22 protein-coding genes and 1 tRNA gene are annotated in these 18,202 nt (G+C 67.8%); 6 read left to right on the top strand and 17 right to left on the bottom strand.

What is annotated here, in order from left to right; all coding sequences use genetic code 11:
- Positions 1 to 198 precede the first annotated feature (198 nt).
- Genes MT490_RS09970 through MT490_RS09960 form a run of 3 tightly spaced genes read left to right on the top strand, consistent with a single transcriptional unit; the run spans position 199 to position 2,812 of the window.
- Complete coding sequence (locus tag MT490_RS09970) at positions 199 to 1,338, top strand: patatin-like phospholipase family protein (protein WP_297386708.1); 1,140 nt, start codon at positions 199 to 201, stop codon at positions 1,336 to 1,338.
- A gap of 13 nt (positions 1,339 to 1,351) precedes the next feature.
- Positions 1,352 to 2,137: a 3-hydroxybutyrate dehydrogenase gene (locus MT490_RS09965; protein WP_297386706.1), complete on the top strand. Its 786-nt coding sequence runs from the start codon at positions 1,352 to 1,354 to the stop codon at positions 2,135 to 2,137.
- Between the two features lie 51 nt (positions 2,138 to 2,188).
- Positions 2,189 to 2,812, top strand: coding sequence for a DUF4893 domain-containing protein (locus tag MT490_RS09960; protein WP_297386702.1), 624 nt, complete (start codon positions 2,189 to 2,191; stop codon positions 2,810 to 2,812).
- A gap of 103 nt (positions 2,813 to 2,915) precedes the next feature.
- On the opposite strand, the gene MT490_RS09955 is transcribed toward MT490_RS09960, so the two are convergent.
- The 3 genes from MT490_RS09955 to hslV form a co-directional block, all read right to left on the bottom strand.
- Positions 2,916 to 3,542, bottom strand: coding sequence for an outer membrane beta-barrel protein (locus MT490_RS09955; protein WP_297386699.1), 627 nt, complete (start codon positions 3,540 to 3,542; stop codon positions 2,916 to 2,918).
- A 142-nt stretch (positions 3,543 to 3,684) separates the two neighbouring features.
- Positions 3,685 to 4,977 carry an ATP-dependent protease ATPase subunit HslU gene (gene hslU, locus MT490_RS09950; RefSeq protein ID WP_297386697.1) on the bottom strand — a complete coding sequence of 431 codons (1,293 nt, stop codon included), beginning with the start codon at positions 4,975 to 4,977 and terminating at the stop codon, positions 3,685 to 3,687.
- A 123-nt stretch (positions 4,978 to 5,100) separates the two neighbouring features.
- Positions 5,101 to 5,655 (bottom strand): ATP-dependent protease subunit HslV, encoded by a 555-nt coding sequence (gene hslV / locus MT490_RS09945; protein WP_297386694.1) that lies wholly within the window; start codon positions 5,653 to 5,655, stop codon positions 5,101 to 5,103.
- Between the two features lie 98 nt (positions 5,656 to 5,753).
- Between hslV and MT490_RS09940 the strand changes: the two genes are divergently transcribed.
- The gene (locus tag MT490_RS09940; protein WP_297386691.1) at positions 5,754 to 6,599 is read left to right on the top strand and encodes an endonuclease/exonuclease/phosphatase family protein; all 846 of its coding nucleotides are present in this window, start codon (positions 5,754 to 5,756) and stop codon (positions 6,597 to 6,599) included.
- Here MT490_RS09940 and MT490_RS09935 read toward each other — a convergent pair whose 3' ends face one another.
- Genes MT490_RS09935 through yajC form a run of 5 tightly spaced genes read right to left on the bottom strand, consistent with a single transcriptional unit; the run spans position 6,600 to position 10,559 of the window.
- A complete protein-coding gene (locus MT490_RS09935; RefSeq protein ID WP_297386689.1) occupies positions 6,600 to 7,253 on the bottom strand; it encodes a prolyl oligopeptidase family serine peptidase in 654 nt (217 codons plus the stop codon). It abuts the gene before it with no gap.
- Between the two features lie 8 nt (positions 7,254 to 7,261).
- A complete protein-coding gene (locus tag MT490_RS09930; RefSeq protein WP_297386687.1) occupies positions 7,262 to 7,633 on the bottom strand; it encodes an Mth938-like domain-containing protein in 372 nt (123 codons plus the stop codon).
- A gap of 15 nt (positions 7,634 to 7,648) precedes the next feature.
- Positions 7,649 to 8,614 (bottom strand): protein translocase subunit SecF, encoded by a 966-nt coding sequence (gene secF, locus MT490_RS09925; RefSeq protein ID WP_297386684.1) that lies wholly within the window; start codon positions 8,612 to 8,614, stop codon positions 7,649 to 7,651.
- 11 nt (positions 8,615 to 8,625) lie between these two features.
- Positions 8,626 to 10,221, bottom strand: a complete 1,596-nt coding sequence (gene secD, locus MT490_RS09920; RefSeq protein ID WP_297386682.1) for a protein translocase subunit SecD — start codon at positions 10,219 to 10,221, stop codon at positions 8,626 to 8,628.
- Complete coding sequence (gene yajC, locus MT490_RS09915; protein ID WP_297386681.1) at positions 10,221 to 10,559, bottom strand: preprotein translocase subunit YajC; 339 nt, start codon at positions 10,557 to 10,559, stop codon at positions 10,221 to 10,223. The genes secD and yajC overlap by 1 nt, the downstream gene beginning before the upstream one ends.
- Positions 10,560 to 10,700: 141 nt before the next feature.
- Between yajC and MT490_RS09910 the strand changes: the two genes are divergently transcribed.
- Positions 10,701 to 10,777 (top strand) — tRNA-Pro (locus tag MT490_RS09910).
- Between the two features lie 224 nt (positions 10,778 to 11,001).
- On the opposite strand, the gene MT490_RS09905 is transcribed toward MT490_RS09910, so the two are convergent.
- Positions 11,002 to 11,664: a hypothetical protein gene (locus tag MT490_RS09905; protein WP_297386679.1), complete on the bottom strand. Its 663-nt coding sequence runs from the start codon at positions 11,662 to 11,664 to the stop codon at positions 11,002 to 11,004.
- A gap of 377 nt (positions 11,665 to 12,041) precedes the next feature.
- Between MT490_RS09905 and MT490_RS09900 the strand changes: the two genes are divergently transcribed.
- Positions 12,042 to 12,392, top strand: a complete 351-nt coding sequence (locus tag MT490_RS09900; protein ID WP_297386677.1) for a hypothetical protein — start codon at positions 12,042 to 12,044, stop codon at positions 12,390 to 12,392.
- A gap of 4 nt (positions 12,393 to 12,396) precedes the next feature.
- On the opposite strand, the gene MT490_RS09895 is transcribed toward MT490_RS09900, so the two are convergent.
- The 8 genes from MT490_RS09895 to MT490_RS09860 form a co-directional block, all read right to left on the bottom strand.
- Positions 12,397 to 12,753, bottom strand: a complete 357-nt coding sequence (locus MT490_RS09895) for a hypothetical protein (protein WP_297386675.1) — start codon at positions 12,751 to 12,753, stop codon at positions 12,397 to 12,399.
- Between the two features lie 38 nt (positions 12,754 to 12,791).
- The gene (locus tag MT490_RS09890) at positions 12,792 to 14,129 is read right to left on the bottom strand and encodes a phage tail tip lysozyme (protein ID WP_297386673.1); all 1,338 of its coding nucleotides are present in this window, start codon (positions 14,127 to 14,129) and stop codon (positions 12,792 to 12,794) included.
- Between the two features lie 253 nt (positions 14,130 to 14,382).
- The gene (locus MT490_RS09885) at positions 14,383 to 15,225 is read right to left on the bottom strand and encodes a hypothetical protein (RefSeq protein ID WP_297386672.1); all 843 of its coding nucleotides are present in this window, start codon (positions 15,223 to 15,225) and stop codon (positions 14,383 to 14,385) included.
- A 60-nt stretch (positions 15,226 to 15,285) separates the two neighbouring features.
- Positions 15,286 to 15,798 carry a hypothetical protein gene (locus MT490_RS09880; protein ID WP_297386670.1) on the bottom strand — a complete coding sequence of 171 codons (513 nt, stop codon included), beginning with the start codon at positions 15,796 to 15,798 and terminating at the stop codon, positions 15,286 to 15,288.
- Positions 15,799 to 15,830: 32 nt separating this feature from the next.
- Complete coding sequence (locus tag MT490_RS09875) at positions 15,831 to 16,049, bottom strand: hypothetical protein (RefSeq protein WP_297386668.1); 219 nt, start codon at positions 16,047 to 16,049, stop codon at positions 15,831 to 15,833.
- A 61-nt stretch (positions 16,050 to 16,110) separates the two neighbouring features.
- Complete coding sequence (locus MT490_RS09870) at positions 16,111 to 17,022, bottom strand: DUF6683 family protein (RefSeq protein ID WP_297386666.1); 912 nt, start codon at positions 17,020 to 17,022, stop codon at positions 16,111 to 16,113.
- Between the two features lie 74 nt (positions 17,023 to 17,096).
- On the bottom strand, positions 17,097 to 17,705 hold the full coding sequence (locus MT490_RS09865) for a hypothetical protein (protein ID WP_297386664.1): 609 nt from the start codon (positions 17,703 to 17,705) through the stop codon (positions 17,097 to 17,099).
- 141 nt (positions 17,706 to 17,846) lie between these two features.
- Positions 17,847 to 18,185 carry a helix-turn-helix transcriptional regulator gene (locus tag MT490_RS09860; protein ID WP_029727311.1) on the bottom strand — a complete coding sequence of 113 codons (339 nt, stop codon included), beginning with the start codon at positions 18,183 to 18,185 and terminating at the stop codon, positions 17,847 to 17,849.
- Positions 18,186 to 18,202: the final 17 nt, after the last annotated feature.

Raw genomic sequence — 18,202 nt, 5'->3', positions numbered from 1 at the left:
CAGGGGGAGGTGTCAGCCGCAGGCTGACGGAGGGGGAGGACGGCGACTCACTATCGGCGTGATTCCTCCCCCTCCGTCGCCTTCGGCGCCACCTCCCCCTGGCGGGGGAGGATTGGAAGGCCGAATGTCGATTCGATCTATATCCTCCCGTCCCCGGGGAGGATTGCAGGAGCCACCCAGATACGCCACATGCGCCCCATGGCCGACGCCGATACCCGCCCGCGCCGCCGCGTCGCCGGACTGCCGCTTCCGGAGTGCGTCGCGCTGGTGCTCCAGGGTGGCGGCGCGCTGGGCAGCTTCCAGGCGGGGGTGATCGAGGCGCTGGAGGATACGCGCATCGAAGTCGACTGGGTCGCGGGCATCTCGATCGGCGCGGTCAACGCCGCCCTGTTCGCCGGCAACCCGCCCGAGAATCGCCTCGCCGCGATCCGTTCCTTCTGGGAGGGCGTCACCGCCGCGCTTCCCGACTTTTCGATTCCCCTGAGCGATACCGCGCGCGAATTCGCGCACGAATGGGCCGCGGCGACGGTGCTGATCGGCGGCGTGCCGGGCTTCTTCTGCCCGCGCGCGATCCCGCCGGCCCTGGCGCTGCCCGGTACGCCCGGCGCGCTCAGCTTCTACGACAGCAGCCCGCTCGCCGAGACGCTGAACGCGCTTATCGACTGGGACCTGCTCAACACGGGGCCCGTCCGCCTCTCGGTCGGCGCGGTCGATATCGCGAGCGGCAATTTCCGCTATTTCGACACCGCCGACGAGCGGCTCGACGCGCGCCACATCATGGCCTCGGGCGCGCTCCCGCCGGGGCTGCCGCCGATCGAGATAGACGGCCGCTTCTACTGGGACGGCGGCCTCGTCTCGAACACGCCGCTCACGCACATCCTCGACCGCCAGCGCGAGGACACGCTCGTCTTCCAGGTCGATCTCTTCCCCGCCGCCGCCGAACTGCCGCGCACGATCACCGACGTGGTCGCGCGCGAGAAGGAGATCCGCTTCTCGAGCCGCACCCGCCAGGTCTCGGACGAGCGGCTGCGGCTTCGGAAAGAGCGCGAGGCGATCCGCCGCGTCCTCGCCAAGCTGCCGGCTACCCTCGCCGACGATCCCGACGTCGCCGCGCTCCGCCACCTCGCCGACGAGAAGCCGCTGAGCCTCGTCCATTTGATCTACCGCGCCAATGCCTGGGAGGGCGGGAGCCGCGACTTCGAATTCTCGGCGCGTTCGATGCACGAGCATTGGCAGGCGGGCCGCGCCGCAGTCGCCGAGACCATGGCGAGCGCGCAGCTCGTCGCGCAGAACATCCTCGACGGCAAGACCGCCGCCTTCGACCTCACGCACCGCTAGTCAGGAGTCCCCCATGTTCCTCAAGGGCAAGTCCGCGATCGTCACCGGCTCCACTTCGGGCATCGGCCTGGCCTATGCCAAGGCGCTCGCCGCCGAGGGGGCGAGTGTGATGATCAACGGCTTCGGCGATGCCGCGGCGATCGAGACCGAGCGCGCCGCGCTCGCGGCGACCAGCGGCGCCAAGGCGCTCCACGACGGCGCCGACATGTCGAAGCCCGACCAGATCGCCGCGATGGTCGCGCGCGCGGCGGCCGAGCTGGGCGGCGTCGACATATTGATCTCGAACGCCGGCATTCAGCATGTCGCGCCGATCGACGAGTTCCCGGTCGAGAAATGGGACGCGATCCTCGCGATCAACCTGAGCTCGACCTTCCACCTGATGCGTGCCGCCATCCCGCTGATGAAGGCGAGGAAATGGGGCCGGATCATCACCACCGCCTCGGCGCACAGCCTCGTCGCCAGCCCCAACAAGGCCGCATATGTCGCCGCCAAGCACGGCATCGCCGGCCTGACCAAGACCGCCGCGCTCGAAGTCGCGACGCACGGCATCACGGTCAACTGCATCTCGCCGGGCTATGTCTGGACTCCGCTCGTCGAGAACCAGATCCCCGACACGATGAAGACGCGCGGCCTCACGCGGGAGCAGGTGATCAACGACGTGCTGCTCGACGCGCAGCCGACCAAGCAGTTCGTCCAGCCGGAACAAGTCGCCGCGCTCGCGCTCTTTCTCTGCCGGGACGAGGCTGCGCAGATCACCGGCGCCAATTATTCGATGGATGGCGGCTGGACCGCCGCCTAGGGTACGGGCCCCAGGGTCGCCCGCAAGAGGGTCGAGAGGAAGAAGCCGAAGATGAAGTGGATGCTGCCCGTTGCCGCGGCGCTCGCATTGGGCCTGACGGGCTGCAGCGTCTATCGCGAGGCGACCGCGTCGCGCCCGCCCACCAACGTCCGCTGGCAGCGCGTCGCCACCGGCGACGACCGCGACCGGATGCGCGACTGGCGCAACGCGTGGGACGAGGCGCTGCCGCTCGCGCGCAAGGCCGACCCGCAGGCGCTCGCCGCCGATCCCTTGCTCTTCGATCCCGATCGCGCGCTCGCCGACGCGGCGCTGCCGCAGGGCAAATATCGCTGCCGCACCTTCAAGCTGGGCGGCCGGGGCACCGCGGTGCGCGACTTCACCGCCTATCCCGCCTATGACTGCCGCGTCGCCGAGGAGGGCGAGGTCCGGAGCCTGCACAAGGTCACCGGATCGCAGCGCCCCACCGGCCTGGTCTTCCCCCATGACGCCACGCGCCAGATCTTCCTCGGCACGCTCGTCCTCGGCGACGAGACCGCGCCGCTGCGCTACGGCCTCGACGCCGATCGCGACATGATCGGCTATGTCGAGCGCATCGGCCCCAAGCGCTGGCGGCTGGTCTTCCCGCGCCCGCGCTTCGAATCGGTGCTCGACGTGATGGAGCTGGTCCCGGCGTGACGAAAGGGGCCTCGCCCCAAGCGCACGGCTTGGCGCGAGACCCCTTCTCACCGGCTCCTGGCCGGTCCGCTCCCCCGCTGTGCGAGGGAGCGTCGTCCCTGGATCAGAAGCGGACGCCGGCGCCCGCGACGATCTGGGTGTGCGTCCGGGCATAGCCGGTCGGCAGGGCGAAGACGGTGTAGTCGCCGAGATCCTGGTACCGCATCTCGATCCGCCCGAAGATGTTCTTGCGCTGGAGCTCGGCGCCCATGCTGACGCGGAAGCCGCCCTTCTCCTCGGTCTGCTCGATCGAGTCGGTGGCGTCCGCATAATAGGAACGGAGCTGCGAGTTCACATAGCCGGCGCCGACGTAGAGCAAAGTGCGGCCCGTCGGCAGGCCGACGCGGACGCCGGCATAGAGATCGCGACCGGCCTTCGACTCGAAGCGATCGCCGCTCGCGAGCAGGTTCTCGATCTTGTACGCGGCGCCGGAGCTGGTGATCTCGCCCTGGATGCCGATCACGACCCGGCCCACCTGGCGGTCATAGCCGATAGATCCGCCGAAGAGCACGTCGCGCGCCGTATCGGCTTCGTCATTCTCCTGGATGGTCAGCACGTCGAGGCCGACGATGCCCGCAAACGACACGCCGTCGAAAACGCCCTTTTCGCGCGGTTCCGGAGCGGCGTCCTGCGCGAAAGCGGGCATGGCTACGCCAAGCGCCGCGAGCGACGCCAAGATCATCTTCTTCATTTGGTCCCCCCAAAGTTGAGGAGGGCGCCGGTAAAGAGGAAAAGCCGTCTCCGCGAGCATTTTCGTGCTCGCGGAGGCCGATTTTACTTACTTTGTTTCTAATCGTTGCGAAATCGCAACAAATTCACGATTGCGCAAATACTCAGAGTACATAGCGGCTGAGATCGGTGTTGCGCGCCACTGCGGCGAGCTGCCTGTCGACATAGGCCGCATCGATCGCGAGCGTGGTGCCGGTGCGGTCCTCGGCGTCGAAGCTGACTTCCTCGAGCAGTTTCTCCATCACCGTCTGGAGCCGGCGCGCGCCGATATTCTCGATCTCGCCGTTCACCTCCGCGGCGATCTTGGCGACCGCGCGGATGCCGTCCTCGGTGAAATCGATCTGGACGCCCTCGGTGCCGAGCAGGGCCGCATATTGCTGGACCAGGCTCGCCTTGGTGTCCGAGAGGATCGCGACGAAATCCTCCTCGGTCAGCGCCTTCAGCTCGACGCGGATCGGCAGGCGGCCCTGGAGCTCGGGGAGCAGGTCCGAGGGCTTGGCGACGTGGAAGGCGCCGCTCGCGATGAAGAGGATATGATCGGTCTTCATCGGGCCGTACTTCGTGGCGACGGTGGTGCCTTCGATCAGCGGGAGCAGGTCGCGCTGGACGCCCTCGCGGCTCACCGATCCGCCGCGCACGTCGCTCACCGCGATCTTGTCGATCTCGTCGAGGAAGACGATGCCGTTGGCCTCGGCGTCGGCGAGCGCCTGGCGGCTGACCTCGTCCTGGTCGAGGCGCTTGTCGGCCTCTTCCTCGACGAGCTTGTCCCATGCCGAGCGGACGTTGAGCTTGCGGCGCTTGAGCGGAGTGCCGGCAAGGCCCTTCATCATCTCGCCGAGATTGATCATCTGCGCGCCGCCGCCGGGGACGTCGAACGGCATCTGCGGCGCCTGCTCGACCTCGATCTCGATCTCGGTCTGATCGAGGACGCCGTCGTGGAAGCGCTGCTTGAACGCCTCGCGCGTCGCGGTCGACGAATCCTTGCCGGTGAGCGCGTCGAGCAGGCGGCTCATCGCCGCCTCCTCGGCCTTGTCCTTCACCGCGGCGCGGCGGCGTTCCTTCTCGAGCCGGATCGCCTCCTCGACCAGGTCGCGCGCGATCTGCTCGACGTCGCGGCCGACATAGCCGACCTCGGTGAACTTGGTCGCTTCCACCTTCACGAAGGGCGCGTCGGCGAGCTTGGCGAGGCGGCGGCTGATCTCGGTCTTGCCGCAGCCGGTCGGCCCGATCATCAGGATGTTCTTGGGCGTCACCTCGTCGCGCAGGTCGGCGCTCAATTGCTGGCGGCGCCAGCGGTTGCGGAGCGCGACGGCGACGGCCTTCTTTGCGTCCTTCTGGCCGATGATGTGCGCGTCGAGGGCGGCGACGATCGCCTTGGGCGTGAGATTCTCGTTCATTTTCTTCTTTCAGCTCCTCCCCTTCAGGGGAGGGGGAAGGGGTGGGGGATGTCTCGCAGAGTGGTGGCCCGCGGACAGGCCCCACCCCAACCCCTCCCCTGAAGGGGAGGGGCTTTTTGAGGGTCAGGTCGCCGAGTCCAGCGTCTCTACCGTGAGCCGGTCGTTGGTGTAGACGCAGAGCTCGCCGGCGATCTTCATCGCCTGGCGGGCGATCTTGTCGGGATCGGTCTCGTAATCGACCAGGGCGCGCGCCGCGGCGAGGGCGAAATTGCCGCCCGATCCGATCGCGGCAACGCCGCCCTCGGGCTCGAGCACGTCGCCGTTTCCGGTGACCACCAAAGTCACTTCCTTGTCGGCGACGATCAGCATCGCCTCGAGGTTGCGGAGGTACTTGTCGGTCCGCCAGTCCTTGGCGAGCTCGACCGCGGCGCGGAGGAGATGGCCCTGGTGCCGCTCGAGCTTGGACTCGAGCCGCTCGAACAAGGTGAAGGCGTCCGCGGTCGCGCCGGCGAAGCCCGCGATGACCTTGCCGTCGCCCAGCGGGCGGACCTTCTTGGCATTGGGCTTCATCACCGTGTTACCCGCCGAGACCTGCCCGTCGCCCGCGATGACCACCTTGCCCGATTTGCGCACGGAGAGGATTGTGGTGCCGTGCCACGCATTGCTGTTTTCGCTCATATCGCCGGGGATATGGGATCGCGGCGCAGCGCCGCAAAGGGGCAACGCCGGCGAAACAATCATCTGGCCTAAGCGGAAGCGGCGAAGAGGAGAGCGGAATGACGATCAGGATGCTGCTGCGAACGATGCTGGCGCTGCTGCTGTGCGCGGGTGGACCGGCGCTGGCGCAGGCGCCGCTCAAGGTGATGAGCTTCAACATCCGCTACGCCAACGAGAGCGACGGCGCCAATGCCTGGAGCAAGCGGCGCGAGGTGGCGGCGGCGATGCTCGAAAAGGCCGCGCCCGACCTGTTCGGGACGCAGGAGCTGCTCAAGCCGCAGGGCGATTTCCTGACGCAGCGGCTCAAGAATTACGCATGGTTCGGCGTCGGCCGCCGCGGCGGCGGCGACGACGAGCATATGGGCATCTTCTACCGGACCGACCGGCTCCGGCTGATCAAGTCGGGCGATTTCTGGCTGTCCGACACGCCCGAGGTGCCGGGCAGCGCGGCCTGGGGCGCGGACCTGCCGCGGCTGGCGACCTGGGGGCTGTTCGAGACGATCGACGGCAAGCGTCGCTTCTATGCCTTCAACACGCATCTACCGCACCGCGCGCAGGACGAGGGCGCGCGCGAGAAGGGCGCGGCCCTGGTGCTCGCGCGGATCCAGGCGATGGCCGGGGACTTGCCGGTGGTGCTTACCGGCGACTTCAACACAGTGCCCGGCAGCCCGACCTATCGGACGCTGAGCGCGCACCTCCAGGATGCCTGGGTCAGCGCGCCGAAGCGCGAGGGGCCGGAGGGGACCTTCCACAATTTCACCGGCACGCCCGACAAAAGGATCGACTGGATCTTCACCCGCGGCTTCGCGGCGAAGCGAGTGGCGACGATCACCGACCATCGGGGCGAGGTGCAGACGTCGGACCATTTCCCGGTGATGGCGGAGCTCGGCTGGGTGCGGCGATAGTTAGCCGCCCAGCACCCGTGTCACGAACTTCCCGCCCAGCTCGATGCCGGCGGGATCGACGCCGTGGCCGAGGCCGCGCGAGACGTGGCTTTCCAAGGGGAAGCCGAGGCGCTGCAGCTCGCCATGCGCGTGGTGATAGGCGCTGAGCGGGACGATCGTGTCGGCGTCGCCATGGATCAGCAGGACCGGGGGCTTGCTGCGCATTTCCGCCGGGTCGAGCGAGGGGCCGGCGATCATGCCCGAATAGCCGAGGATGCCGGCGAGTGTGCGTTCGCGGCGGGGGCCGACATGGAGCGCCATCATCGTGCCCTGGCTGAAGCCGGCGAGCACCAGCCGGTCCTCGGTGAGCCCATGTTCGGCGAGCAGGGCGTCGAGCCAGGCGTCGAGCACCGGCGCGGCGTGGCGCGCGCCGGCGGCGAGCGCGGGGCGGCTGAGGTCGTGGAGCGCCCACCATTGATAGCCGCCGGGCGCGCCGGGGCAGCGCTCGGGGGCGTTGGGGGCGACGAACAGGGCGTCGGGGAGCAGCCGGCGCCACATCGGCGCGAGCGAGATCAGGTCGGCGCCGTTCGAGCCGTAGCCGTGGAGCAGTACGACGAGCTGCTTCGGCGCGTCGCCCGACAAGGGCGCGAGGCTGGGGCCGTGGAGCTGCTGCATGGCGATCCTCAGCCGAGCGGGTAGAGTGCGCCGGCGACCCAGCGCAGCTCGGCGCGGAGCACGCCCCAGGCGCGGGCGGCGGCGCGGCTGTCCATCGCCTCGACGCCGATGCCGCGTGCGCCGAGCGCCTTGACCAAAGCGGGCGCCGGACGGACGAGCGTGTCGCCGGTGCCGAGCAGAAGGAATTCGGGCTGCGGGTCGAGCGACAGCACGGGCGCGAGATCCGCCTCGGTCAGTTCGGCGATCGGCGGGGGCGACCAGCCGTCGGCACGTCGGGGCGTGATCAGCAGCCCTTCATAGACGCCGTCGTCGACCTTGAAGCCGCGGCCCGAAAAGCCGGAGATCACCGGCCCCTCGGCGCTGCGGCGTTCCATCTTCATTGGGCCATCCGCATCTTACGGCAGGTCGCGCGCGGTGACGCGCTCGGCATTGCTGTCGCCGGTCGCCTTCTGGACGAAGCTGTCGGGCTTGAGGCGCAGCCACAGCAGGATCGCCGCCGAGACATAGACCGACGAGAAGGTGCCGATGACGATGCCGAGCAGCATCGAGGCGGTGAAGCCGAAGATCACCTCGGGGCCGAGCACGAGCAGGATGGTGAGCACGATGCCGATCGAGAGGCTGGTGACCACGGTGCGCGACAGCGTCTCGTTGATCGAGAGGTTGAGCAGCGGCACCATCTCCATCTTGCGGTATTTGCGCATATTCTCGCGGATGCGATCGTAGACGACGATCGTGTCGTTGAGCGAATAGCCGATGATCGTCAGGATCGCCGCGACGACGTTCAGGTCGAATTCGAGCTGGGTCAGCGCGAAGAAGCCGAGCGTCAGCGCGACGTCGTGGAACAGGGCGAACAGCGCGCCCACGCCGAACTGCCATTCGAAGCTGAACCAGATGTAGAGCGCGATCGCGACCATCGCGACGCCGAGCGCCCAGGCGCCGGTGCGGAACAGCTCGTTCGAGACCTTGCCCGAGACGCTCTCGACTCCGGTCACGCGCGCGCCCTGGAAGGTCTTCTCGATCGCGGTGCGCATCTTGGTCGCCGCCGCCTCGGCCGCGTCGTCGCCGCCCTCGGGAAGCGAGGTGCGGATGCCGATTTCCTGCGCGCTGCCGAATTCCTGGATGGTGACGTCGGCGAAGCCGATCGACGCCATCTTGCTCCGGATCTCGTCGATCGGCACCGCGCGGTCGAAATGGACGCGCACGGTCTGGCCGCCGACGAAGTCGATGCCGAGGTTGAACCCGCGCACCGCGCACAAGGCGATCGAGCCGATGATCAGCAGGATCGACATCGTCATGGCGATGTTGCGCCATTTGAGGAACGGGATGTTGGTGTTGTCGGGAACGAGCTTGAGCGGGAACATGGGCGCCGTCCTCAGATCTGGATGGTCTTGGGGCGGTTGCGCTTCAGCCAGTCCGCGACGAGCAGACGGGTGAAGGTGACGCCGGTGAAGACCGAAGTGAAGATGCCGATCGCGAGCACGACCGCGAAACCTTTGATCGGTCCCTGGCCAATCATGAACATGATGAAGGCCGAGATCACATTGGTGATGTTCGCGTCGAAGATCGCACGGCTGGCTTCTTTGTAGCCGAACTCGACCGAGGCGAGCGCGTTGCGGTTGCGCACGCGCTGCTCCTCGCGGATGCGCTCGTTGATCAGCACGTTGGCGTCGACCGCGGCGCCGATCGTCAGAACGAAGCCGGCGATACCCGGCAGCGTCAGCGTGGCGTTGAAGATCGCCATGATCCCGACGATCATGAACGCGTTCACCACGAGCGCGCAGGTCGTGTAGACGCCGAACCGGGCATAAGTGATCAGCATGAAGAAGATCAGGGCCACGGTGCCGATCACGCCGGCGAGCACGCCCTTGCTGATCGAATCCTTGCCGAGCTCGGCCGAGATGGTGCGTTCCTCGACCACCTTGAGCGCGATCGGCAGCTTGCCCGAACGCAGCGCGACGGCGAGCTGGTTGGCGCTCTCCACGGTGAAGCCGCCGCTGATCCGGGCGGCGCCGCCGAGGATCGGCTCGTTGATGTTGGGGGCCGAGATCACCGTGTTGTCGACGATGATCGCGAAGGGCTTGCCGCTGTTTTCCTGGGTGACCTTGGCGAAGCGGCGCGAGCCGACGCCGTCGAGCTGGATCGCGACGCCGGGGGTGCCGTCCTGCTGGTCATAGTCCTGCCGCGCGTCGACCAGCATGTCGCCGGTGATCATCGCGCTGCGGAACACGGCGACCTGGCCGCCGCCCTGATGGGGGAGCACCTGGCTGCCCGGCGGGATGTTGCCCGCCTGGATCTGCTCCGGCGTGACGCTGGTGTCGACCAGCTTGAACTCGAGCTTGGCGGTCTTGCCGAGCAGTTCCTTGAGCGCCTGCGGGTCCTTGAGCCCGGGCACCTCGACGACGATGCGATTCGAGCCCTGGCGGACCACGGTTGGCTCGCGCGTGCCGAATGCGTTGATGCGGCGCGAGACGACTTCGCGGGCATCGCTCATCGCCGTGTCGATCGCTTCGTCGAGGCCCGCCTGGGTGGGCTTGAGCACGAAGACTGACGTATCCCGGACAGAGATATCCCAGACGCGTTGGCCGGTGAGGCCCGCGCCGCTGCCGGTGATCTCGAGCAGGCGTTCGCGCGCCGCGTCCACCTTGCTGGGGTCGCGGACCATGAAGCTGAGCTGGCCGCCCTGAACCGAGATGTCGCCGATATCGATGCGCGGATCGCGGCGCATCACCGAGCGGACCGATTCGCGCATCGCGTCGAGGCGCGTAGCGGCGACGTCCTTGGTATCCGCCTCGAGTAGCAGATAGCTGCCGCCCGCGAGATCGAGCCCGAGGCTCACTGAGGGCTGCGGGATCCAGCTCGGCCAGGTGCGGCGGACATTGTCGGGGAGGAAGCTGGGTATCGACAGTGCGACGCACACGACGATCGTGACGATGACCGCCCAGACCTTCCAGCGGGGGAAATTGAGCATCAGTCGTTCGCGGGCTTGGCGCCGCCCAGCGGACGCACTTCGGCGAGCGTCGCCTTGATCGCGCGGACCTTGACGTTGGTGCCCAGCTCGATCTCGACCTCGGTCTCGTCGACCTTGGTGACCTTGCCGATCAGCCCGCCCGCGGTGACGACGGTGTCGCCCTTCTTCACGGCCGCGACCGAATCCTGCAGCGCCTTCATGCGCTTCTGCTGGGGGCGGATCATCAGGAAGTAGAAGATCGGAATCAGCGCGAGATACGGGAGGAGCATCCATAGGGAGCCGGAGCCGCCCTGTGCTGCGGTGCCTGCGGCCTGTGCATATGCTGGGGTGGCGAACATGGGTTTCCGGTTGCCTGGATTGCGGGGCGCGGAACGGCCCCGTTCAAGCGGCGCGCGCTATCATGCGTTGCCTGACCACGCAACTATTGTCGCAGTGCCTTGCATCCCGCGCCGGACCGATCTAGAGGCCGCACCCTTGGTCGGGGCGTAGCGCAGCCTGGTAGCGCATCACACTGGGGGTGTGGGGGTCGCAGGTTCGAATCCTGTCGCCCCGACCAGAATTTGCCGTTATATAAACGGCTTAAGCTAGAGCTGCTGGCGCTTAGCGCGTGACAGTAGTGCCGATCGCTTGTGTTTAGACCCCTCTAGCGCTTTGCCTGCGGACCATTTGCGGACCGCTATTGCCGAGTCTCGCTTCACCAGTGGTATTGTGAGGGGCGAGCCAAACTTACCAAGCGGGCTCAGTGTGGAGTATCGCTTAATTCCCATATGCAAAGAGGCCTTAGATGAGCCTGAACAGCGATCGAAGCTTCGACGGCTTCGCGATACGCTTTATGCGCGTACCAAATTCATCGGAGGCGTCTTTCACAATTCCGACTGAGCGGTGGTAGCGGAACGGGCTTTCGGTTTGGGCAGCCGCACGTAGCGCGCGATCTGCAAACTCCTTCGCTTCGGCAACCTCACCACGCTCATGCGTGATAAGCGCACAACTGCCATTCCAGTAATAGCGCATGCTCGGAAATTGATGATCCGAGGCTTTGAAGCGCGTCGTCAAGATATCCAGAGCGAAGTCATATTCACTCTCGATCCTCTGTTCGGCAACCAGCTTTGGTAGGTCGATACGTGCCGTCGTGATGAAGTTCGGATGAGCGTCTTCCCATGCGAGCGCTTGGCGGTAGGCGTCCAGTGCTTCCTGGACCTTTCCCAAAGCAAGCATGGCTTCAGCTTTTGTGCAGAGGGCGCTGGGAACAACGAAATCGTCTCCAGTTTCAAAATACTCGTCGATTAGCGCTAGCGCCACTTCCGGATGGGAGCTCGCGATCTGCCCGGCTTGAATCTGGAGATACTGCGGTCGCATAGTGCGAGATCGCTTGAGCTTGGCACGGAAGGCGGCTTCGATAGCCGGAGTCCAATCAGTATTACGATACCAATCATCCCGTCCCATCGACGACCTCTTACCACTACATCCGACTGTTTCCCTGCGGACCATTTGCGGACCAACAAAGCAAGAGCAGAAGCGGTCGGCGCGCGAACATCACTATCACGTCATTGAATAATATAGAATTATTTTGAAAGCGACGCGCTGAATGCTTCCTGGCGCATCACACTGGGGTGGGGGGCGCAGGTTCGAATCCTGTCGCCCCGACCAGTCTTTCCGGAGCATTGGAATCGCTTAGCGATAACCCCGGAAGGGGTGCGACGCTCCAAACCGCACGTCCTCCCCAAGCGCGGGAACCCGGACGCCGCACTGCCGTTTGTGAAGGCATGTTGGAACCGGGGATCGTCGCGGCGGCCGTCGTCGCCATTGGGGGAGCGCAGGCAATGACCGACCAGGGCGAACGCGCGGCGGTGATCGAGGCGGCGCGGGGGCCGGTGCGCGCCGAGCTCGGCAAGGCGCCGAAGTTCCGAGTCGATCAGCTCCATCGCGACGGCGACTGGGTCTTCCTGCTCGCGACGATGCAGGAGGCCGACGGCCAGCCCTTCGACTATGCCGGCACGCCGCTCGCCGAGGCTGCGCAGCAGGGCTTCGTCTCGCGCACCTATGCGGCGTTGCTGCGCCACAAGGCGGGCGGATGGGAAGTCGTCGCCAAGGCGATCGGGCCGAGCGACGTGGCATGGGAGGACTGGTCCCGGCGCTACGGCGCGCCGGCGAAGCTGTTCGCGCCGGGCTGACCGCTCAATAGCTCCCGCGGGCGTTCTGCGGATACCACCAGGCGAAGCGCGTGCCGAGATCGGTGGTGCTGTACACCACATTGCCGCGGTTGCGCTCGAACCCCATCGCCGGCTTGCCGTTGAGCTGCCCGGACCACCAGCCGCTGTTCGCGTGGCCAACGAAGGTGACGCGGATCCCCGGGCCAGTGAAGGTCATGCGGTGCTGGCCGCCGCGGCTCGCCTGGTCGGTGAAGACGCAGGCGCGCTCGGGCCCGTCGTTGAACGTGCAGCGCACCGTCTCGCGCGAGGCGGCGCCCTGCGCGCCCACCGAGCCGGGGAGGAGCATGGCCGCGGCGAGCGCGATCGGGATCGAGATTCGCATGTCCCGCCGAACGCGGCGCCGCTCCGACCGTTCCCCGGTCAGCGCGCCATCTGGGCGGCGCGGTCGCCGCGGCGGGCGGCCTCGCCCGCGGTGTCGGCCGGGCGCTCGTAGAGCCGCGTGACGATCTCGGCGGCCGAGCGTGCATCGGTGGCGCCGCGCAGCGCCCTGCCCGCAGCCGATTCGCTGTGGGTCAGCTCGTACTGGACGAAGCGGAGCTGTTCGGCGAAGGACGAGCCGCGGATGTCGTGGCCGGCCCAGGCGGCGAAGTCGCGCTGGCGCGGGCCTTCCCATTGCGCGAGGCCATAGCCGGGGCCGCCGCCGATCTGGCGGATGCCCGCGTCCATGTTGCTCTCGGCATCCAGGTTGGCGACGATGCCGATCGCCTGGGCGCGACTCCAGCCCTGGCCCTGGAAATAGTTGATCGCCTGATCGATCCGCTCCTGGCGGCTGCCCTGGCCGGTGGGGACCACGCCGCCGGTGCTCTGCGTGCCCTGGGTCTGGCCGCCGTCATTGCCGCCGGGCGCGCGCAGGATCACCGCGCCCTTGCTCAGCGCCCAGCTGAGATTGTTGTGCGAGATGCGCTGGCTGCCGTCGGCATTGACGTTGTTCGAGCCGATCATCTGGCCGGGCCCCGAGACGATCTCGGTATGCGAGACGCCGCCGCCCTGGATGATCACCACGTCGCCGGGCTTGGCCTCGGAAGCGGGGACCGGGGTCCAGCCGCGTGCGCGCAGCGTCGAGTTGAGCTGGGCGACCGAATCGGTGTGGAGGTTGCCCGGGAGCTTGCCCGCCTCGGTGAGCACTGCCGAGACGAAGTTCGCGCAGCACACGTTCGACGGCACATTCGCGTTCATCGGCAGATTGTCGTTGCGGTTGACCTTCAGCGACGAAGCGTTCTGGCCGAGATACTTCTCGGCGATCGCGGCGACGTCGCTCGATCCGGTGCCGGGGGTGCCGCCCACCGGCGATCCGCCTTCGACCGAGCCGCTGCCCTGGGTGCCCGTTCCGTTCGGGATGGTCAGCGTCTGGTTGGGGAAGATCAGGTTGGGGTTGGCGATGTTGTTGGCCTGGGCAAGCGCCTGCCAGGTCGTGCCGTAGCGCTCGGCGATGGCGGAGAGCGTGTCGCCGGGCTGGATCGTGTAGCTGCGTGGGGCCTCGGCGGCAGCGGCGCCCGACGGGATGTTCACATGCTGGCCGGGGCGGATCAGGTCCGGATGGAGGATCTGCGGATTGGCCTGGATCAGCGCATTGAGCGAGACGCCCTTGTCGCGCGCGATCGCGCTCAGCGTGTCGCCGGTCTTGACGATATAGCCGCGATCGCCGCCGCCGCTGCCGGCGCTGGTCTGAGTCTGCTGAACCGAAGAGACGCCCGTCATGGCCCTTACTCCGCCGGAAACGATTGTGTTTCAGCCTGATAGTCGAGGGGGAAAGGCGGGTCGCTAATCGGAACGCTTAGGGGGGCGGGCCAAATTCCCCTCCCTGTAAGGGAGGGGTTAGGGGTGGGTGGCGCCGGGCGGGGCTCGACGCCCCGGCCGACGCCTCGAACAGGCGATTGAGGCTTTTTGGGCGCGCAGACGCGCGCACCCACCCCCAGCCCCTCCCTGCAAGCAGGGAGGGGAGCCGTTGGGCTTAAAGCGGCGGATCGAGTGCGATGCGGTAGCGCATCTCGGCGGAGAAGCTGCGCGCGACGGCCTTGAGGTTGGCGTCGGTATCCGGATCGCGCTGGATCGATTCGAGCGCGGCGAAGGCGGCGGCGCGGTGGCGCTGGCTGCGGAACAGAGGCGTGGCCAATTCGGGCACGCGGCGCTCGCCGATCGGCCAGCTCGCCATGCAGGCGAGGTCGGTCACCACCCGGCGCATCTCGCCCGGGCCGAGCGTGACGCGCTTGAGCTTGCCGGTGCGGCGCCAATCCTTGGGCCAGTCGCGCTCGAATGCATCGAGCGCGCGGGTCTGGCCGGCGGGGTCGAGGGCGTTCGCCGACTTGCAGGCGGAGACCGCGGGCGCGGCGGCGGCGATCGTCCCCGCGCCCTGGGTGAGCGCCGCCGCGATCGGCTGCATCCGGCCATTGGCGTAGCGATATTGGACGAGCGGACCGCCCGCGACGGCGGGCATCGCGACGGTGAAGACCCCGCGCCGCAATTGGGGCCGCGCCGCCGTGCTGCACGTGCCGAAGCTCTGGCTGATCCGCGGCTCCTGCCCGGCGCGGGTGACGATCACCGCGTAGCGCGCGGGGCAGGCGCTGCCGCCATTGCCGCGGATCAGGTGCAGCCGCGCGCCGTCGACCGGATAGCTGCCGATCACCGCGAGGCGATCGACCAGCTCGGCGCCGAAGGGGCGCGAGATCACGGTCTTGCCGAGCTTGATCGCCTGCTCGCTGCCGGTCGAGACCACGACTGCCTTCTGATCGGCGGCATGCGCCGCTGCGCCTGCGGACAGCATGAAGGGAACGAGCAGCATCAACGGCCGGTGCATGAAGGACCCTCCCGAATGGATTGTGGCGCTAGCACGCGCGAGCGCGCGCGAGGTTCCGCGTCAGCTGCGATTTTGCGCGGAGAGATCGGCGGTCGCGGCCTCGAAGCGCGCGATGACGCCGTCGAGACCGGTGGGCGCGTCGGCGCGCGAGGCGCTGTCGAGTGCGGCGCGGACGCCGCTCACCTGCTGGTCGCCGCTTGCGCCCGAAAGGCCGGCGACCTGGATCACCGCCGCCCTCGTGAAATCGTCGAGCGCGCGGCGCAGCGCGCCTTCCTGCGCGGGGCTGGCGCCGAAGCGCGCCGAGAGGTCGCGAGTCAGCTCGCCCAGGCCGTAGACGTCGCCGCGCCGGGCGAGCTCGCCCATGTCGGGCGCGAAGCCGCTGCCGTTGCCGGCGGTCTGGTTCCATGCCTGCGCACCGCTGCCATTACCGCGGCCGGCGGCGTCGACCCAGGCGAGGACGCGGTGGCCGATCTCGCCCAAGGTCTCGATCGCCGCGCCGCGCGCGTCGCTCGACGCGCCGGCCCCGGCGGGGGAGAGGGGCGAGAGGCCCGAGATGCGGTCGATGCTGGTCATGATCCTGTTTCCATGGCTGGCGTCGCTGCCGGTCACTTCCTGCTTTCGGCGAGTCGGTCGAGCGGCGAAGGCGTGGCGAGCAACTGCTCGAGCGGTCCCTCTGCCAGCGGCGAGCGGCGATTGGCGTCGCGGACGACGTCGCCGCTTTCGTGCTGCATCTCGGTCGCCATGTCGTTGCGCTGCTGCGAACGCGAGGCGAGCGTGGCGCCCACGTTCACATTTCCGATTCTCGCGCCGATTTCGACCGACATGGCTATCTCCGTTCCCAGCCTATGTGGCGAGGCGCGCCCGTGCACGCCATAATCGCAACGATTAGCCCTGCGCCTTGCGGCTGCGCGCCAGCCACACGCCGCCGATCAGCCCGGCGGCCGCAGCTGCACCGACGGCATAGACGATCGTGTCGTTGCCGCCCTTTTCTTCTTCGCGCGCCGCCGCCACCTGCGGCTTGGCTTCGGGCGTGGCGGCCGCCTGCTGCTCGGACCCGTCGACCGCGCCGATACCCGCGCCGACGAAGCCGTCGTCGGTGAGCTCCATCGCGTCGAGGTTGAGCCCCGAAGCGCGCGCGCCTTTGCGGACCGCGGCGGCAACCTGGCGGCCGAATCCCGGATTGCCTTTGGCATGCTCCATATAGGCACCGATCAGAGCGGCCTGGACGAGATTGGCCTCGGCCATCTCCTGCTTCACCGCGTCGCTCGCGCTGGCCATTTCGGGGACCGCGGCCATCGCGCGCGCGGCCTGGGCGCGGACCGCGGCGACCTGGCGCGCGGGCGGCGTGTCGGTGCGCTGGCGCGAGGCGAGCCAGGCGTTGAGCCACCAGGCGGCATAGGCGTCGGCGACATTGTCGGTGCGCATGCCGAAGGCGGAGAGCTCGCGACCCATCTTGGCGATCACGTCGGACGAGGCCAGCTCCTTCTCGAGCATCGCGGCGCCCTTGGGATCCTTCTTGCGCGACTTGGCGACGAACTGGGCGAAGTTGGCGCGCCGGCGCTCCATGGAGGGCGTGTAGGTGAGCCGCACGTTTCGCGCCGGCGCCACGCGCGCCTGGCCGCGGCGCGTGGTCGACACGGTCTCGCCGGCGGCCTCCATAACGCTGTCTTCCATCGCGTAGATGCCCATTCCGGTCATATCCATCGCGCTGAATTCCTGGGCCGCGGCCGGGGCGGCGACGCCCGTGAGCAGCAGGACGAGCGCAGCGAGGCGGCTGTGAGCTTTCCGGAAACGCATCGACAATCTCCCAAAACAGATACTCACCCCGGGGCGCGGGACCCCGAGGTGAGAGAGTGTGACGAGTGCGCTGGTTACTGCTTGCGCGCACCCTGCGAAAGCGCTTCGCCCAGCGTCTTGATCACGGTGTTGGCCGAGCTGAAGAACTGGCTGAACTCCTGCGACTTGGCGCCGAACTTGAGGTTCTGCGACGACTTGTTCTCGCCCTCGCCGAGGGTCTTGCTCATGTCGTCCATTTCCTTGGCGAGCTTGTCCGAGGTGCGGCCGAGCGCTTCGGCGATCGCCATCAGCCAGCTCTTGCCGCCGCCGCTGGCGCGGGCTTCCTTGGCCTCGCGGCTCTCGGCCAGGCTGGTTGACATCTTGTCGACGATATCGCTGAGCTCGCGTTCGGCCGAAGCCGCCTCGAACGGGCTGGCGCCGGTCTGGTTGGCGATGCCGGAGACGACTTCGCCGATGTTGCGGGTCGCACCGCGCGTGTCGCCGATCGAGGCGCAGAAGGCGCCCTGGGCGAGATCGATGGTCGACTGCGGCAGGCCCAGCTTCTCGCCGAGCTGCTGGATGATCTGCTGGCCGACGGCCGACATCAAAGTCTTTGCGGCGAGCGCGGCCCAGCCGCCCGGGCCCATCGCCAGCATCGCAAGATTGGTCGGGTTGATCACATTGTTCAGAACGCCACCAAACATCGCCTTACTCCTTCACGAGGGCGGCGCCGCCGCCGGATGGTCAGGTGCCGATGCTCCTGATCGACGATGACCTTTCAGCATTTTTCCTCCGGCCTTTCTCTCCGCGAAACGATTAGGCGCCCCTAGTCGATCCGATTAGCCTCAGTCCGAGGGGTAGAAGAGCAGCCCCGCCAGCGCCGCCAGCTCGCGCATCCCATCGAGCTCGAGCTTGCGCGCGACGTTGGACAGATGCACCCGCACGGTGTTCTCCGCCATCAGCAGCAGAGTCGCGATGTCGCCGTTCGAGCGGCCCCAGCCGAGGAAGCGGATGCAGGTGATCTCGGTGGGGGTGAGCCGCAGCAGCGCCTCGCGGTGGCGCTTGGGCACGCGCGCCGCCTCGATCATGTGCTCGCCCAAGGCGACGCGCTCGGGTGCGCCGGGCATCGCGTCGGCCTTGCGCAGCAGCTCGGCGATCGCGGCGAGTCGCTCGTCCTCGGTCATCGGTGCCGGGGCGGGCG

This window comes from Sphingomonas sp. (assembly GCF_026460985.1).
Lineage (GTDB): Bacteria > Pseudomonadota > Alphaproteobacteria > Sphingomonadales > Sphingomonadaceae > Sphingomonas.
Note: the sequence above shows the minus strand (reverse complement) of the source record. Positions and strands in the feature narration are given on the sequence as shown.

Coding starts and splice junctions, on each gene's coding strand:
- yajC (WP_297386681.1), bottom strand. CDS start 10,559: ATGTTCGCCACCCCAGCATATGCACAGGCCGCAGGCACCGCAGCACAG.
- MT490_RS09955 (WP_297386699.1), bottom strand. CDS start 3,542: ATGAAGAAGATGATCTTGGCGTCGCTCGCGGCGCTTGGCGTAGCCATG.
- MT490_RS09880 (WP_297386670.1), bottom strand. CDS start 15,798: ATGACCAGCATCGACCGCATCTCGGGCCTCTCGCCCCTCTCCCCCGCC.
- MT490_RS09860 (WP_029727311.1), bottom strand. CDS start 18,185: ATGACCGAGGACGAGCGACTCGCCGCGATCGCCGAGCTGCTGCGCAAG.
- MT490_RS09895 (WP_297386675.1), bottom strand. CDS start 12,753: ATGCGAATCTCGATCCCGATCGCGCTCGCCGCGGCCATGCTCCTCCCC.
- MT490_RS09865 (WP_297386664.1), bottom strand. CDS start 17,705: ATGTTTGGTGGCGTTCTGAACAATGTGATCAACCCGACCAATCTTGCG.
- MT490_RS09965 (WP_297386706.1), top strand. CDS start 1,352: ATGTTCCTCAAGGGCAAGTCCGCGATCGTCACCGGCTCCACTTCGGGC.
- MT490_RS09970 (WP_297386708.1), top strand. CDS start 199: ATGGCCGACGCCGATACCCGCCCGCGCCGCCGCGTCGCCGGACTGCCG.
- MT490_RS09900 (WP_297386677.1), top strand. CDS start 12,042: ATGACCGACCAGGGCGAACGCGCGGCGGTGATCGAGGCGGCGCGGGGG.
- MT490_RS09875 (WP_297386668.1), bottom strand. CDS start 16,049: ATGTCGGTCGAAATCGGCGCGAGAATCGGAAATGTGAACGTGGGCGCC.
- MT490_RS09960 (WP_297386702.1), top strand. CDS start 2,189: ATGAAGTGGATGCTGCCCGTTGCCGCGGCGCTCGCATTGGGCCTGACG.
- MT490_RS09940 (WP_297386691.1), top strand. CDS start 5,754: ATGACGATCAGGATGCTGCTGCGAACGATGCTGGCGCTGCTGCTGTGC.
- MT490_RS09890 (WP_297386673.1), bottom strand. CDS start 14,129: ATGACGGGCGTCTCTTCGGTTCAGCAGACTCAGACCAGCGCCGGCAGC.
- MT490_RS09870 (WP_297386666.1), bottom strand. CDS start 17,022: ATGCGTTTCCGGAAAGCTCACAGCCGCCTCGCTGCGCTCGTCCTGCTG.
- MT490_RS09930 (WP_297386687.1), bottom strand. CDS start 7,633: ATGAAGATGGAACGCCGCAGCGCCGAGGGGCCGGTGATCTCCGGCTTT.
- MT490_RS09935 (WP_297386689.1), bottom strand. CDS start 7,253: ATGCAGCAGCTCCACGGCCCCAGCCTCGCGCCCTTGTCGGGCGACGCG.
- hslU (WP_297386697.1), bottom strand. CDS start 4,977: ATGAACGAGAATCTCACGCCCAAGGCGATCGTCGCCGCCCTCGACGCG.
- secD (WP_297386682.1), bottom strand. CDS start 10,221: ATGCTCAATTTCCCCCGCTGGAAGGTCTGGGCGGTCATCGTCACGATC.
- MT490_RS09885 (WP_297386672.1), bottom strand. CDS start 15,225: ATGCACCGGCCGTTGATGCTGCTCGTTCCCTTCATGCTGTCCGCAGGC.
- secF (WP_297386684.1), bottom strand. CDS start 8,614: ATGTTCCCGCTCAAGCTCGTTCCCGACAACACCAACATCCCGTTCCTC.
- hslV (WP_297386694.1), bottom strand. CDS start 5,655: ATGAGCGAAAACAGCAATGCGTGGCACGGCACCACAATCCTCTCCGTG.
- MT490_RS09905 (WP_297386679.1), bottom strand. CDS start 11,664: ATGGGACGGGATGATTGGTATCGTAATACTGATTGGACTCCGGCTATC.